At 55.4% G+C, this 13,544-nt stretch carries 13 protein-coding genes; 5 read left to right on the top strand and 8 right to left on the bottom strand.

Annotation, left to right across the window (positions count from 1 at the left end; translation table 11 throughout):
* Window positions 1-112 precede the first annotated feature (112 nt).
* On the top strand, window positions 113-523 hold the full coding sequence (locus AC07RN_RS03390) for a YbhQ family protein (protein WP_012016682.1): 411 nt from the start codon (window positions 113-115) through the stop codon (window positions 521-523).
* Here AC07RN_RS03390 and AC07RN_RS03385 read toward each other — a convergent pair.
* From AC07RN_RS03385 to cecR, 5 genes are read right to left on the bottom strand one after another with little or no spacing between them, the layout of a single operon-like run.
* Window positions 485-1,591, bottom strand: a complete 1,107-nt coding sequence (locus tag AC07RN_RS03385) for an ABC transporter permease (RefSeq protein WP_012016683.1) — start codon at window positions 1,589-1,591, stop codon at window positions 485-487. The two genes, AC07RN_RS03390 and AC07RN_RS03385, sit on opposite strands and share 39 nt — an antisense overlap.
* A gap of 9 nt (window positions 1,592-1,600) precedes the next feature.
* Entirely contained in the window at window positions 1,601-2,758 is a 1,158-nt protein-coding gene (locus AC07RN_RS03380) for an ABC transporter permease (RefSeq protein ID WP_190275372.1), read from the bottom strand.
* Window positions 2,724-4,463 (bottom strand): ATP-binding cassette domain-containing protein, encoded by a 1,740-nt coding sequence (locus tag AC07RN_RS03375; protein WP_478335572.1) that lies wholly within the window; start codon window positions 4,461-4,463, stop codon window positions 2,724-2,726. The genes AC07RN_RS03380 and AC07RN_RS03375 overlap by 35 nt, the downstream gene beginning before the upstream one ends.
* Window positions 4,456-5,451 (bottom strand): secretion protein HlyD, encoded by a 996-nt coding sequence (gene hlyD / locus AC07RN_RS03370; protein WP_449553643.1) that lies wholly within the window; start codon window positions 5,449-5,451, stop codon window positions 4,456-4,458. The genes AC07RN_RS03375 and hlyD overlap by 8 nt, the downstream gene beginning before the upstream one ends.
* Window positions 5,448-6,125, bottom strand: a complete 678-nt coding sequence (gene cecR, locus AC07RN_RS03365; protein WP_478335571.1) for a transcriptional regulator CecR — start codon at window positions 6,123-6,125, stop codon at window positions 5,448-5,450. The genes hlyD and cecR overlap by 4 nt, the downstream gene beginning before the upstream one ends.
* Before the next feature lie 232 nt (window positions 6,126-6,357).
* On the opposite strand from cecR, the gene rhlE reads away from it, so the two are divergent.
* From rhlE to ybiB, 3 genes are all read left to right on the top strand, one after another.
* On the top strand, window positions 6,358-7,746 hold the full coding sequence (rhlE, locus tag AC07RN_RS03360) for an ATP-dependent RNA helicase RhlE (RefSeq protein WP_235135148.1): 1,389 nt from the start codon (window positions 6,358-6,360) through the stop codon (window positions 7,744-7,746).
* A gap of 97 nt (window positions 7,747-7,843) precedes the next feature.
* The gene (gene dinG, locus AC07RN_RS03355) at window positions 7,844-10,021 is read left to right on the top strand and encodes an ATP-dependent DNA helicase DinG (RefSeq protein WP_478335570.1); all 2,178 of its coding nucleotides are present in this window, start codon (window positions 7,844-7,846) and stop codon (window positions 10,019-10,021) included.
* 64 nt (window positions 10,022-10,085) lie between these two features.
* Window positions 10,086-11,051, top strand: coding sequence for a DNA-binding protein YbiB (ybiB, locus tag AC07RN_RS03350; protein ID WP_012016690.1), 966 nt, complete (start codon window positions 10,086-10,088; stop codon window positions 11,049-11,051).
* Between the two features lie 119 nt (window positions 11,052-11,170).
* On the opposite strand, the gene ybiJ is transcribed toward ybiB, so the two are convergent.
* The 3 genes from ybiJ to mcbA form a co-directional block, all read right to left on the bottom strand.
* Window positions 11,171-11,431 (bottom strand): DUF1471 family protein YbiJ, encoded by a 261-nt coding sequence (gene ybiJ / locus AC07RN_RS03345; protein WP_478335569.1) that lies wholly within the window; start codon window positions 11,429-11,431, stop codon window positions 11,171-11,173.
* A gap of 285 nt (window positions 11,432-11,716) precedes the next feature.
* Window positions 11,717-11,983 carry a DksA/TraR family C4-type zinc finger protein gene (locus tag AC07RN_RS03340; protein ID WP_478335568.1) on the bottom strand — a complete coding sequence of 89 codons (267 nt, stop codon included), beginning with the start codon at window positions 11,981-11,983 and terminating at the stop codon, window positions 11,717-11,719.
* Between the two features lie 126 nt (window positions 11,984-12,109).
* A complete protein-coding gene (gene mcbA / locus AC07RN_RS03335) occupies window positions 12,110-12,373 on the bottom strand; it encodes a DUF1471 family periplasmic protein McbA (RefSeq protein WP_478335567.1) in 264 nt (87 codons plus the stop codon).
* Window positions 12,374-12,614: 241 nt separating this feature from the next.
* Between mcbA and rlmF the strand changes: the two genes are divergently transcribed.
* Window positions 12,615-13,532: a 23S rRNA (adenine(1618)-N(6))-methyltransferase RlmF gene (rlmF, locus tag AC07RN_RS03330; RefSeq protein WP_478335566.1), complete on the top strand. Its 918-nt coding sequence runs from the start codon at window positions 12,615-12,617 to the stop codon at window positions 13,530-13,532.
* Window positions 13,533-13,544 lie beyond the last annotated feature (12 nt).

Genomic DNA, 13,544 nt, shown 5'->3' with positions numbered 1-13,544 from the left:
TCCTGATGAAAATAAAGTGTAGTCGGCGTCACAAAAAGATGCGGCGTTACGGAATTTTCCGTAAAGTGCGGTACTCTGAACTAGCAGAGAAATATCCTTCAGGAGAGAAGCCATGAAGTGGCAACAACGCATTCGCGTCACAACTGGCCTCAGTTGCTGGCAGATTATGTTGCATTTACTGGTCGTGGCGGTACTGGTAATGGGCTGGATGAGCGGCGCGCTGGTGCGTGTCGGCTTAGGGCTATGCGTCATGTATGGCGTGACCGTGCTGTCGATGCTGTTTTTACAGCGTCACCACGAAGCACGCTGGCGCGAAGTGGGTGATGTGCTCGAAGAGCTCACCACCACCTGGTATTTTGGTGCGGCAATGATCGTGCTGTGGCTGTTGTCACGCGTGCTGCAAAACAACCTGTTGCTGGCCCTGGCGGGTCTGGCAATCCTTGCAGGACCCGCAGTGGTTTCGTTACTGACCAAAGAGAAAAAGTTACGCAATATTTCGTCTAAACATCGCGTACGCCACTGAGCCTGTCGTGGCCGCTATGACCAGTAGCGGCCACAAACTTCCCCACACAATATCCATGCTCGCATCCTTCAGATAAATTTGCTTCGTGATATCCGTAAAGTGCCTGATGGGATTTACCCACGTCAGATTTTGCAGCCAGACCGGCATATTTTCGACCGGCGACACGTATCCCGACAGCAAAATCGCTGGCATCATAAAGACAAATACGCCGATAAACGCCTGCTGCTGCGTAGAACACAGCGCTGAAATCAGCAGACCGAATCCCACCAGCGATAACCCGTAGATAAGCATCGTGAAATAAAACAGCGCCAGCGATCCGGCAAACGGAATCTGATACGCCCAGATACCAATTCCCAGCACAATGCTGGCCTGGAACGTGGCGACGATCAGCGCGGGAACCGCTTTTCCGACAAATATCTGCCACGTGGCGAGCGGTGACACCAGCAACTGATCGAGCGTCCCTTGTTCACGTTCACGCGCTACCGACAGCGACGTCACGATCATCACGCCAATGGTGGTGATCATGGCGATAAGCGACGGCACGACAAACCATTTGTAATCCAGATTCGGGTTGTACCAGTTGCGCACTACTAGCTCGCTGTTATTCGGTTTCGGCTTACCATCCATCAGCTCCTGCTGATAATTTTTCACCACCTGTTGCAGGTAATTCGCTGCAATCTGCGCGCTGTTGGAGTTGCGCCCGTCAAGAATCAGCTGCATTGGCGCGGTCTGGAAGGTATCCAGGTTCCGCGAGAAATCAGCCGGGAAACGCACCAGCAGCAGCGCCTTTTGCGTGTCGATAGTCGGCTTGATCTCCTGCGGACTTTTCAGCAGCAGCACGTGGGTAAAGGCTTTGGCGCGAGCAAAACGCTGGGTCAGCTCGACCGAGTGTTTACCGTTGTCTTCGTTGTAAATCGCGATCGTGGCGTTGGTGACCTCAAGCGTGGCGGCAAACGGAAACAGCAGCACCTGAATCAGCACCGGCAGCACCAGAATCGCACGGGTCTGCGGCTCACGCAGCAGGGATTGCAGCTCTTTGCGAATTAACGTCCATAGACGATGAAACATAATTTCCCCTTAATCCAGCCGCCGCTTAGTTTTCATCCATGTCAGGCCGATAAACATCACCGCCGACGCCATCAAAAACAGAATATTGACCACTAACACCGACGGAATGTTGCCCGCCAGAAACAGGCTTTGCAGCGTGTTGACGAAATAACGCGCCGGAATGATATAGGTCACCGCGCGGATAATCGCTGGCATGCTGTCAATCTGGAAAATAAACCCGGACAGCATAATCGACGGCAGAAACGCGGCGTTCAGCGCCACCTGCGCGGCGTTAAACTGGTTGCGGGTAATGGTCGAAATCAACAGCCCCATCCCCAGCGTGCTGAGTAAAAACAGGCTGGTTATCAGGAACAGCAGAATCAGCGAGCCGCGATAGGGCACGCCGAGGATAAATACCGACACCAGCATGCAGAGCAGCATCGCCAGCATGCCGAGAAAATAGTACGGAATCAGTTTACACAGCAGCAGCTCCACGCGGGTGACTTCGGTGGAGAGCAACGCTTCCATCGTGCCGCGCTCCCATTCGCGGGCGATCACCAGCGAGGTCAGGATCGCGCCAATCACGGTCATGATAATCGTCACCGCGCCGGGAATAATAAAGTGCTGGCTGATCGCCGCCGGGTTAAACCAGTAGCGGGTTTGCACGTCGATCAGCGGTTCAAATTTTTCCCCGCGATCTTCGGCGCGCTGCATTTGCCACAGCTGCCAGATCCCCTCGGCGTAGCCCTGCACAAAGTTAGCGGTATTCGGCTCGCTGCCGTCGGTGATCACCTGAATCGGTGCGTCGGTATTTGCCCGCGCCATATTGGCGGCAAAATCGACCGGAATGACGATCAGCCCGCGAATGCGCCCGGCCTGCATTTTCTGAACCAGTTCCTGCCGGTTATCGCTGATGGTGGCGTCAATATACGGCGAGCCGGTCAGGGCGTGGGTAAAATCGAGTGCGTCTTCGCTCTGCTGTTCCAGCAAAATCCCCACCCGCAGCTTGCTAGAGTCGAGGTTAATGCCGTAGCCGAAGATAAACAGCAGCAGCAGGGGGATCACCACCGCAATCAGCCAACTGCTCGGGTCGCGGACGATCTGCCGCGTCTCTTTGACGCACAAGGCGCGCACCCGGCGCCAGGATAAGCTGTTATGACTCACTGGCGTGCTCCTTATCCCAGTCATTGATAAGCGTGATAAACGCCTGCTCCATGGTGAGGTCTTGATTGTCATCATCAGCGGCCTGGGCTTTTAAATCGTCCGGCGTACCGTGTGCAATCAGCTTGCCGCGATAGACCAGCCCGATGCGATCGCAATATTCCGCCTCATCCATAAAGTGGGTGGTCACCATCACGGTCACGCCTTTCTCGACCATGCTGTTGATATGCAGCCAAAACTCGCGGCGGGTGATGGGATCCACGCCGGACGTCGGTTCGTCGAGAAACAGAATGTCCGGCTCGTGCATCAGCGAACAGGCCAGCGCCAGCCGCTGCTTAAACCCGAGCGGCAGTTCATCCGTGGCGTGGGTAGCAATATTGGTCAGGCTAAACGCATCGCTCATGCGGGTGATTTTCTCGTTCTGCGCTTTCCCGCGCAGGCCATACACGCCGGAGAAAAATCGCAGATTTTGTTCAACGGTGAGGTTGCCGTACAGCGAGAATTTTTGCGCCATATAGCCCAGATGCTGGCGCGCTTTTCCTGAGCTGACCTTCAGGTCCATGCCCAGTACCAGCGCTTTGCCGGAGGTCGGCACCAGCAGGCCGCACATCATTTTAAACGTAGTGGATTTCCCCGCACCGTTCGGGCCCAGCAGGCCGAAAATCTCCCCGCGCTTGACGGCAAAATCCACGTTATCGGTCGCGGCGAAATCGCCGAATTTTTTGGTCAGGGCTTTCGCCTCGATCACCGTTTCGCCGGGCGTGCCTTCAACGGTATGTAAAATTGCGCCGAGCGGTGACTCTGACGTGCCCGCACCGCCGAGCAAGTCGATAAACGCATCTTCAAAGCGCGGGGCGGTTTCGTCCATTTCAATGGGCGGCATCTTCGGGGCATGACGAATGTCGTCGGCAGTGGCCTCTTTTTTGAGGATCACTCGCACCGAACGCCCCTGAATCATGCCGTCGCTGACCTGAGGGAGTTTCAGTACGCGCTGCAATAATTTGCGGTTGGTCTCCTCCGGGCTGTGCAGCAGAAAGCAGCGTCCCGCCATCTGCTGCGTCAGCGCCGTTGGCTCGCCCTGATACAGCAGCTCGCCTTCGTTCATCAACAGCACGTCGCGGCACTGCTCGGCTTCATCCAGATAAGAGGTGCTCCAGAGAATGAGCATCCCGTCGCCCGCCAGCTCGTGAACCATCTGCCACAGCTCGCGGCGCGAAATCGGGTCCACGCCCACGCCGGGTTCATCGAGCAGCAGCACTTTGGGTTCGCCGACCAGCGTACAGGCCAGCCCCAGCTTTTGCTTCATCCCGCCCGAAAGCTTGCCCGCCAGTCGGTCAGTGAACGGACCCAGAGAGGTAAATTCCAGCAGCCGTGCAAACGTGGTTTTCCGCGTTTTGCCGGTTACGCTGCGCAAATCGGCGTATAAATTCAGGTTTTCCATTACCGTCAGATCTTCGTACAGACCAAACTTCTGCGGCATGTAACCCATGATGGCGTGCAGTTCACTGTCGTTTTTAATCGGATCAAGCCCGAGCACCGTGGCGCTGCCTTCATCCGGTTTTAGCAACCCGGCGAGCATACGCATGAGCGTGGTTTTCCCCGCGCCGTCCGGGCCGACCAGCCCGGTCACGTAGCCTTTTTGCAACGTACAGTTCAGTGGCGCGACGGCGGGTTTATCCATTCCCGCAAAGCGTTTTACCAGACTGTTGAGTTGAATAACCGCGTCATTCATGTCCTTCCCCATCGTTGAATTTGACGGTGATTGGCATGCCCTGACGCAGCGCATCGTCGGCGTCAGTCACGATAATACGCAGGCGATAAACCAGGTCGGTGCGCAGATCCGGCGTCTCGACGGTTTTCGGTGTGAATTCAGCCGTCGGGGAAACAAATCCGATTTTGCCGTGATACGGCTTATCCGGACGGCCATCGGTATACAGCAAAATTTCGCGTCCCGGCTTCGCCTGGCTGAGATTCGGCTCGTCAATATAGGCGCGCACCCACACCGGACGGGTGAGCGAAAGGGTCAGCACTGTGCTGCCCGCGCTTAACATGCTGCCCGGCTCGACGGCGCGGGTCATCAGCGTGCCGTTTGATGGCGCGATAAGCGTCGTATCGTGCAGATCCAGTTCCGCCTGCGCCAGCTGCGCCTGTGCCTGTTCGAGGTTGGCTTTTGCCTGGGCAATATCCTGCGGGCGGTTACCGGTGCGGTACTGACTCAATTTATCCTGGGCAGATTTGAGCGTGGCCTGGGCCTGATCGCGTGAGGAGCGAGCGTTTTCCAGATCGTTGGCGGAAATCGTGCGGCTTTTCCACAACCCCTGCTGGCGGTTATAGAAGTTTTGCGAATAATCGTAAGCCGCTTTCGCCTGTTTGACGGCGGCTTCTGCCTGCGCGACCTCTTCGTCACGGTAGCCCGCCAGCATCAAATCATACTGGGCCTGCGCCACCGACACGCTGGCTTTGGCCTGCATCAGCGCATTTTCATACGGGGCTTTATCAAGCTGGCCGAGCAGTTGCCCACTTTTTACCGTATCGCCCTCGTCAACGGCGAGCGATTCCAGACGCCCGCCCACGCGGAAACTCATATTCAGCGTGCGAATATCGACGTTACCGTAAAGCGTAAGACCTCGATCCTGCTGGCTTTGATACCACAGCCAACCGCCGATACCGGCTGCCAGCAGAACAACGACCGCCAGTATGACCACGACAGGTTTTTTCATGACTCCAGGCTCCTTAGCGTTAAACCGTGCAGGATAAGATCGAGATGACAGGTGATAACCTGGCTAATCTGCGCGGCTTTATCCTCATCAAATTGTGTCCAGCCAGTGCGTAACAAAATCGTTTCTCGTCCCAGGCGAAAGGCGAGGATTTCGCCGAGCAGCGCATGGGTGTGCAAAATGGTTTGCGTATCGTTGGGGTCGCGACCGGTATATGCCGCGATCAGCCGGGTCAAATGGGTGTGCATCGGGGAAATGACCTGCTCGTGGACCAGTTGATAGGCGGCCGTGGGCGAAAGTTGTTCCCGTGAGATAAACTTACTGAGGTTCATCGTATCGTCATGGGTCAGCAGCCGGATCATGTTGTTGCACGCGTCATGAAGCAGCCCACGAATGGCGTCGCGATCTGGCGATGGCGCGTCAAGCAGCGCAGTGGCGGCTTCGACATGTGGGCGAAAATTGCTGCCAATGAAATCAGCAATAGACTGTGCGCAGGCGAGATACAAATCTTCCTTTGAACCGAAGTAGTACGGAATAGCCGCGATGTTTTGCCCGGCTTGCGCAGCGATATCGCGCGTTGTGGCGTGCAGTCCGTATTCGCCGAACTGGGCCAGTGCCGCCGCAATCAGCTGGCTTTTCGCCTGTTCCCCTTTGGTGGTGGTCGGTGTCGGATTCATCTCGTCATTAAAAGTTAATCAATCGATTGATTAAGATTATGTATAAATTTTCACCTTGTCCAGTCGCATGGTGCAATATTTCGCTGAGGAATCACGGAGGGATATTTTATGCGCCGTGTCACAAAATCTGCTACACTCCGAAGCTTCGTGACATTGTGGTTTTTGTCCTCTTCTATTCGTCTTATCTCCCTGAAAACTACACCTGTGACGGTCGGGGCGGTTCGGAGTTTTTATGTCTTTTGATACCCTTGGCCTGAACCCGGAAATTCTGCGCGCCGTCGCAGAACAGGGCTACCTCGAGCCAACCCCAATTCAGCAGCAGGCGATCCCTGCGGTGCTGGAAGGCCGTGACCTGATGGCCAGCGCACAGACCGGTACCGGCAAAACGGCGGGCTTTACGCTGCCGCTGCTGCAACGTCTGGTGCAGAACGAGCCGCACGCGAAGGGCCGTCGCCCTGTGCGTGCGTTGATCCTGACGCCAACCCGTGAACTGGCGGCGCAGATCGGCGAGAACGTGCGTGAGTACAGCCGCTATCTCGATATCCGCTCGCTGGTGGTTTTCGGCGGTGTGAGCATTAACCCACAGATGATGAAACTGCGCAGCGGCGTTGACGTTTTAGTCGCGACGCCAGGCCGTTTGCTGGATCTGGAACATCAAAACGCGGTCAAACTGGATCAGGTCGAAATCCTGGTGCTGGATGAAGCTGACCGTATGCTGGACATGGGCTTTATCCATGACATTCGTCGCGTGCTGGCGAAACTGCCTGCTAAGCGTCAGAACCTGCTGTTCTCCGCCACCTTCTCTGATGAGATCAAAGGCCTGGCGGAAAAACTGCTGCGTAACCCGCTGGAAATTGAAGTCGCGCGTCGTAACACCGCGTCTGAGCAGGTTTCACAGTACGTTCACTTCGTCGATAAGAAGCGTAAGCGGGAACTGCTCTCGCAGATGATTGGCGAAGGCAATTGGCAGCAGGTGCTGGTCTTCACCCGTACCAAACACGGCGCTAATCATCTGGCTGAACAGCTAAATAAAGACGGCATTCGCAGTGCGGCAATCCATGGCAACAAGAGCCAGGGTGCCCGTACGCGTGCATTAGCTGATTTCAAATCCGGTGACATTCGCGTGCTGGTGGCAACGGATATCGCCGCGCGCGGTCTGGATATCGAAGAGCTGCCGCACGTTGTGAACTATGAGCTGCCAAACGTACCGGAAGATTACGTACACCGTATCGGCCGTACCGGTCGTGCTGCGGCCACCGGTGAAGCGCTTTCACTGGTTTGCGTCGATGAACACAAACTGCTGCATGACATTGAACGTCTGCTGAAGAAAGAGATTCCGCGCATCGCCATTGAAGGCTATGAAGTGGATAAGTCCATCAAAGCTGATCCGATTCAAAACGGTCGTCAGGGCGGCGGTGGTCGTGGACAGGGTGGTGGCGGTGGACGCAGCCAGCAGCCGCGTCGTTCCGAAGGAGGCGCACCGAAAGCGTCAGGTAAGCCTCCGCGCCGAAGCGGTGACGCAAAGCCGGCGGGCGAAAACCCGTGGCGCAGCGGAGAAGCCAAACCCGCAGGCGAAGGCCAACGCCGACGCAAACCGCGTAAACCTGCCTCCGCGCAGTAATCTGGAAGCCCGGCTCTGAAGCCGGGCTTTTCTTTTTGCGACAACGCCTCGAACGTGCCACAATAGTGGCTGTTTATACAGTATTTCAGGTTCCCCGATGGCTTTAACCGCTGCGCTCAAAGCGCAAATTGCCGCCTGGTATAAGGCGTTGCAGGAACAGATCCCCGACTTTATTCCCCGAGCCCCACAGCGACAGATGATTGCCGATGTGGCGAAGACGCTCGCCGGGGACGAAGGGCGGCATCTGGCGATTGAAGCGCCGACCGGCGTCGGCAAAACACTCTCCTATTTAATTCCTGGGATCGCCATTGCCCGCGAAGAGCAAAAAACGCTGGTGATCAGTACCGCCAACGTGGCGCTTCAGGATCAGATTTACAGCAAAGATTTACCTCTACTGCGCAAAATTATTCCCGATCTGCGGTTTACCGCGGCGTTTGGCCGTGGACGTTATGTCTGCCCGCGTAATCTGGCGGGGCTTGCCAGCAGCGACGCGACGCAGCAGGATTTGCTGGCGTTCCTCGATGACGATTTAACCCCGAACAACAAAGCCGAACAGGATCTGTGCGCAAAGCTGAAGGTCGATCTCGACGGCTATAAATGGGACGGCCTGCGCGATCACACTGATAAGGCTGTCAGCGACGATTTGTGGCGACGCCTGAGCACCGATAAAGCCAGCTGTCTTAACCGCAACTGCCACTATTACCGTGAATGTCCGTTCTTTGTTGCCCGCCGCGAAATTCAGGAAGCGGAAGTTGTGGTCGCCAACCACGCGCTGGTGATGGCGGCACTCGAGAGCGAAGCGGTGCTTCCCGATCCCAAAAACTTACTGCTGGTGCTCGATGAAGGACACCATCTGCCGGACGTGGCGCGCGATGCACTCGAAATGAGCGCGGAGATCACCGCGCCGTGGTTCCGTGTCCAGCTCGATCTGTTCTGCAAACTGATCGCCACCTGCATGGAGCAGTTCCGCCCCAAAACGACGCCACCGCTGGCAGTGCCTGAACGTCTTAGCGAGCACTGCGAAGAGGTTTACGCGCTGATTGCGTCCCTGAACGCTATCCTCGACCTTTATCTTCCTGCGGCTCAGCAGGCGGAGCACCGCTTTGCGATGGGCGAGCTGCCGGATGAGGTGATGGCGATCTGCAAGCAGCTGGCGAAACTGCTGGAAAAATTGCGTGGGCTTGCCGAAATGTTCTTGAACGATCTCAGCGAGAAAACCGGTACCCACGACGTGGTGCGCGTGCACCGCGTGTTATTACAGATGAATCGCGCGTTAAGCATGTTTGAAAGCCAAAGCAAGCTGTGGCGACTGGCGTCAATGGCCCAGGCATCTGGCGCGCCGGTCACCAAATGGGCGACGCGCGAAGTGAAAGATGGGCAAATCCATCTGTTCTTCCACTGCGTGGGCATTCGCGTGAGCGATCAGCTGGAAAAGCTGATCTGGCGTAGCGTGCCGCATGTGGTTGTGACGTCGGCGACGCTGCGTTCGCTGAACAGCTTCTCGCGTTTGCAGGAGATGAGCGGTCTAAAAGAGAAGGCGGGTGACCGTTTTGTCTCGCTGGATTCGCCATTTAACCACTGTGAGCAGGGCAAACTGGTTATCCCCAAAATGCAGCATGAGCCGCTGATGGAGCACGAAGAGCAGCATATTGCCGAAATGGCCGCCTATTTCCGCGAGCAGGTGGAGAGCAAGAAATATCCCGGCATGCTGGTGCTGTTCGCTAGCAACCGTGCCCTGCAGCTGTTCTTAACGTTCGTCACCGATCTGCGTTTGCTGCTGCTGGTGCAGGGCGATCAGCCACGCTATCGCCTTGTGGAAGCGCACCGTAAGCGTATTGATAACGGTGAGCGCAGCGTGCTGGTGGGCTTGCAATCTTTCGCTGAAGGTCTGGATTTGAAAGGCGATTATCTGACGCAGGTGCATATCCACAAAATTGCCTTCCCTCCGATCGACAGTCCGGTGGTGATCACTGAGGGCGAGTGGCTGAAAAGTCTGAATCGCTATCCGTTTGAAGTGCAAAGCCTGCCGGCTGCGTCGTTTAATTTGATTCAGCAGGTCGGGCGACTGATCCGTAGCCGCGGCTGCTGGGGCGAAATCGTCATTTATGACCGTCGTCTGCTGACAAAAAACTACGGTCAGCGTTTGCTGAATGCCCTGCCGGTGTTCCCTATCGAGCAGCCCGACGTGCCGGAAGTCAAAAAGCGTCCGACTCAGGTCGTGCCCGCGTCTAAAAAAAGTCCGCGTGCCCGTGGGCGTCGTCCCGCAGGTAAATAAAAACCTGTCGGCGAACGCTTCTTCGGGGCTATATTGTTAAAAAGATGTCGCCAGGAGAAATGTCGTGGATTATCGCAAAATTATCAAAGAGGTAGGGCGCGGGAAAAATCATGCTCGCGATCTGGACCAGGAAACCGCCCGTGCGCTGTATACCCATATGCTGAATGGCGATGTGCCAGAGCTTGAAATGGGCGGCATATTAATTGCGCTGCGCATCAAAGGGGAAGGCGAAGCGGAAATGCGGGGCTTTTACGAGGCGATGCAGGCTCACACCCTGCAACTGACGCCGCCGGTGGGCAAGCCGATGCCGATTGTGATCCCCAGTTATAACGGCGCACGCAAACAGGCGAACCTGACGCCTCTGCTGGCGATGTTGCTCCACAAACTGGGATTCCCGGTGGTGGTGCACGGGGTGAGCGCCGATCCAACTCGCGTGCTGACCGAAACCATTTTTACCCTGCTTGGTGTTGCGCCTACGCTTCATGCCGGTCAGGCTCAGGCCAAACTCGATGGACCTCACCCCGTTTACATTCCGGTTAACGCCTTGTGTCCGCCGCTCGAAAAGCAGCTGGATATGCGCTGGCGGATGGGCGTGCGTAACAGCGCGCATACGCTGGCGAAACTGGCGACGCCGTTCGCGGAAGATGCGGCGCTGCGTCTGTCCAGCGTGTCTCACCCGGAATATGTCACCCGTGTCGCTGGTTTTTTTGCCGATATCGGTGGCAGAGCACTACTGATGCACGGAACGGAAGGAGAGGCGTATGCGAATCCGCAGCGCTGCCCGCAGATGACGTTGATCGACAATGCTGGAACGCGTGTGGTGCTTGAACGCGCGGAAGAATCCGCCGGGGAGATTGCGCTGCCCGAGGCAAAAGATCCTGCGACCACGGCCCGCTGGATTGAGCGTTGCCTTGCGGGAAGCGAGCCGGTACCTCACTCTCTCAAGCTTCAGATGGCGTGCTGCCTGCTGGCTACGGGTGAAGTGGAAACCGTGGATGCCGGGCTTGCGCGTATTGCCCAGACATTTTAAATAAAAAAAAACCCGTCCAATCCTGAACGGGCAAACAAAGGGTAACAACAACAGGGTCAATGAGGGTTGGAGCAACTCGCCAGAGGGGTTAGCGAGGGTCGAGCATTAAATCGTTTGGCTTACTGGTAAATTACCGCAGTACCGCTGAGTTTGTTGTTGCTGTTCGCAGACGTGATGGTGTAACCACTTGCACCTGCAACAGACGCTTTCTCAGCCAGTTTCGCTTCCAGACCATCCAGTGTGGTCGCGCCTTCAGCACTGACAACACCCAATTTATTCATGTTTTGTGCCTGAGCTTCAGTCACTGACTGCGCGGCGAATGCGCCGAAAGAAAGGGTAGTCAGGGCGATAGCGGCAACAGCATATTTGATGGTTTTCATAGTTAATCTCTCGCAGGTTGTTCTGTTAAGGGGACGATGTTCCGTCGATGTGATAAGTATCACGTTTTTTTGCGGAAGATATAATCTAAGAGAATTGACAGCATTGCTCAAAAAAACTGAATGACAAATAACTTATTGAATATTAATAAATTCATATCCTCGCTTTACCGTTCTTGCCGTTTCGCTTTACACAACGCGCATCGAGGGCACGTTTTGCTACGCGACACGGAAAAAAGCGTGAGCGTAAAGCTAAATGTGGGTGACTTTGTTTAAGGTAAAGAAGAGTCAGCGCAACTGGCTGTCTTTCGATCCCCTGCGATTATATCCTGAGTGTGAAGTGTTTTTTGAATCTTTATTCTGCTGACAAGTAATGCAAAACCGCACACCTGGCACGGCTTTACGCCGGGCTTCAGGGATGGGATCGCCGCATTCCTCGCACTCACATAAACTCTCGCCCTGCGCTAATTCACCGCGAACACGCGCGACAGCATCTTCAATAGTACTGTTGATCTGTTCGTTGACGGCGTCATCATTGGCCCAACCGGATGCCATGCCAGCCTCCTCATGCACGATAGACATTCATATAATGAATATGGGGTTAAAAAATAGACAGTCAAGGTGGGGTCAGTGAGAACTGCATCTGTTGGGGGGCAGATGCAGCTATATGAGCATTAACTCTCATTTATAGATCGTGGCCGTGCCGAACATGCGGTTTTCACCGCCAGCAGAGTTCACCACAAATCCTGTTGCGCCTTCATCTTTGGCTTTTTCAGCGAGCTTAGACTGCAGGTCGTCGAGGTTTGCTGCGCCGGTGACGGAGACAGTGCCTGCCGGGCGAAGCTGCCCGGTATCGCTGCGGGAGAGTGATTCAGCTGACCAGGCGGAGAACGAGGCCGACGCCAGCGAACCAGCAAGTACAAGTAGTGTCAGGTATTTCTTCATAATCACATCCTCTGAATGACAACGGGTAATGCAGACTAAGTTTAGAAGTAATCCTGATGTGATTTAGCGTAAAAATTTGATGGTGATCTGCGTGTTTTTTGAACGATGTTTATTGACAAAATATTGACATATCATAGACATACAGGTTGCTGATTTTTGACGGATTATTGTGCACGGAAGAGAGTTATTTACCGTTGCGCCGCCAGAGGGTATCTTACGCCGCTGTTAAAAGGAGAATACCATGACTGCCGAAAAGCCGGGATTACACCCGCGTAACCGCCACCGCAACCGCTACGACATGAATGCCCTGTGTCAGAGCTGCCCTCAACTGCAAGCGTTCATCGTGCAGACGCCTGCGGGTGAACCCTCAGTGAATTTTGCCGACCCGCTGGCGGTAAAAGCGCTGAACAAGGCGCTGCTGGCCCATTTTTACGGCGTTACGCAGTGGGACATTCCGGAAGGTTTTCTCTGCCCGCCTGTTCCTGGACGTGCTGATTACGTTCATCATCTCGCCGATTTGCTGGCGGAAGATAATGCCGGGACGATCCCGCCGCAAGCGACGGTGCTCGATATTGGCACGGGCGCGAATCTGATTTATCCGCTGATTGGTGTCGCGGAATACGGCTGGCGCTTTACCGGAAGCGAAACCGGGAAAGAGGCGTATGCCAGCGCACAGGCGATCGTGAACGGGAACGAGGGGCTGACCCGCGCGATTCGATTACGTCGTCAGAAAGAGGCGTCCGACATTTTCAACGGCATCATTCATAAGAATGAAAGCTACGACGCCACGATGTGTAATCCCCCTTTCCATGATTCAGCCGAGACGGCCCGCGCAGGCAGCGAACGTAAGCGTCGCAACCTCGGTCAGGCAGAAGATGGTGCGCTGAACTTTGGCGGTCAACAGCACGAGCTGTGGTGTGAAGGCGGCGAAGTGGCTTTCATCGAGAAGATGATTGCGGAAAGCAAATTGTTTGCCCGTCACGTGAAATGGTTTACGACGCTGGTTTCTCGTGGCGATAATTTACCACCGCTGTATCGTGCTTTGACTGCCGTAGGCGCGGTAAAAGTGGTGAAAAAAGAGATGGCGCAAGGGCAGAAGCAAAGCCGCTTTATCGCCTGGACATTTATGGACGACGCCAAACGCCGCAAATCGTTTTAAGCGTGATGTATT

This window comes from Lelliottia sp. GFLA7 (assembly GCF_056490165.1).
This window is presented reverse-complemented; position numbering and strand designations above follow the sequence as displayed.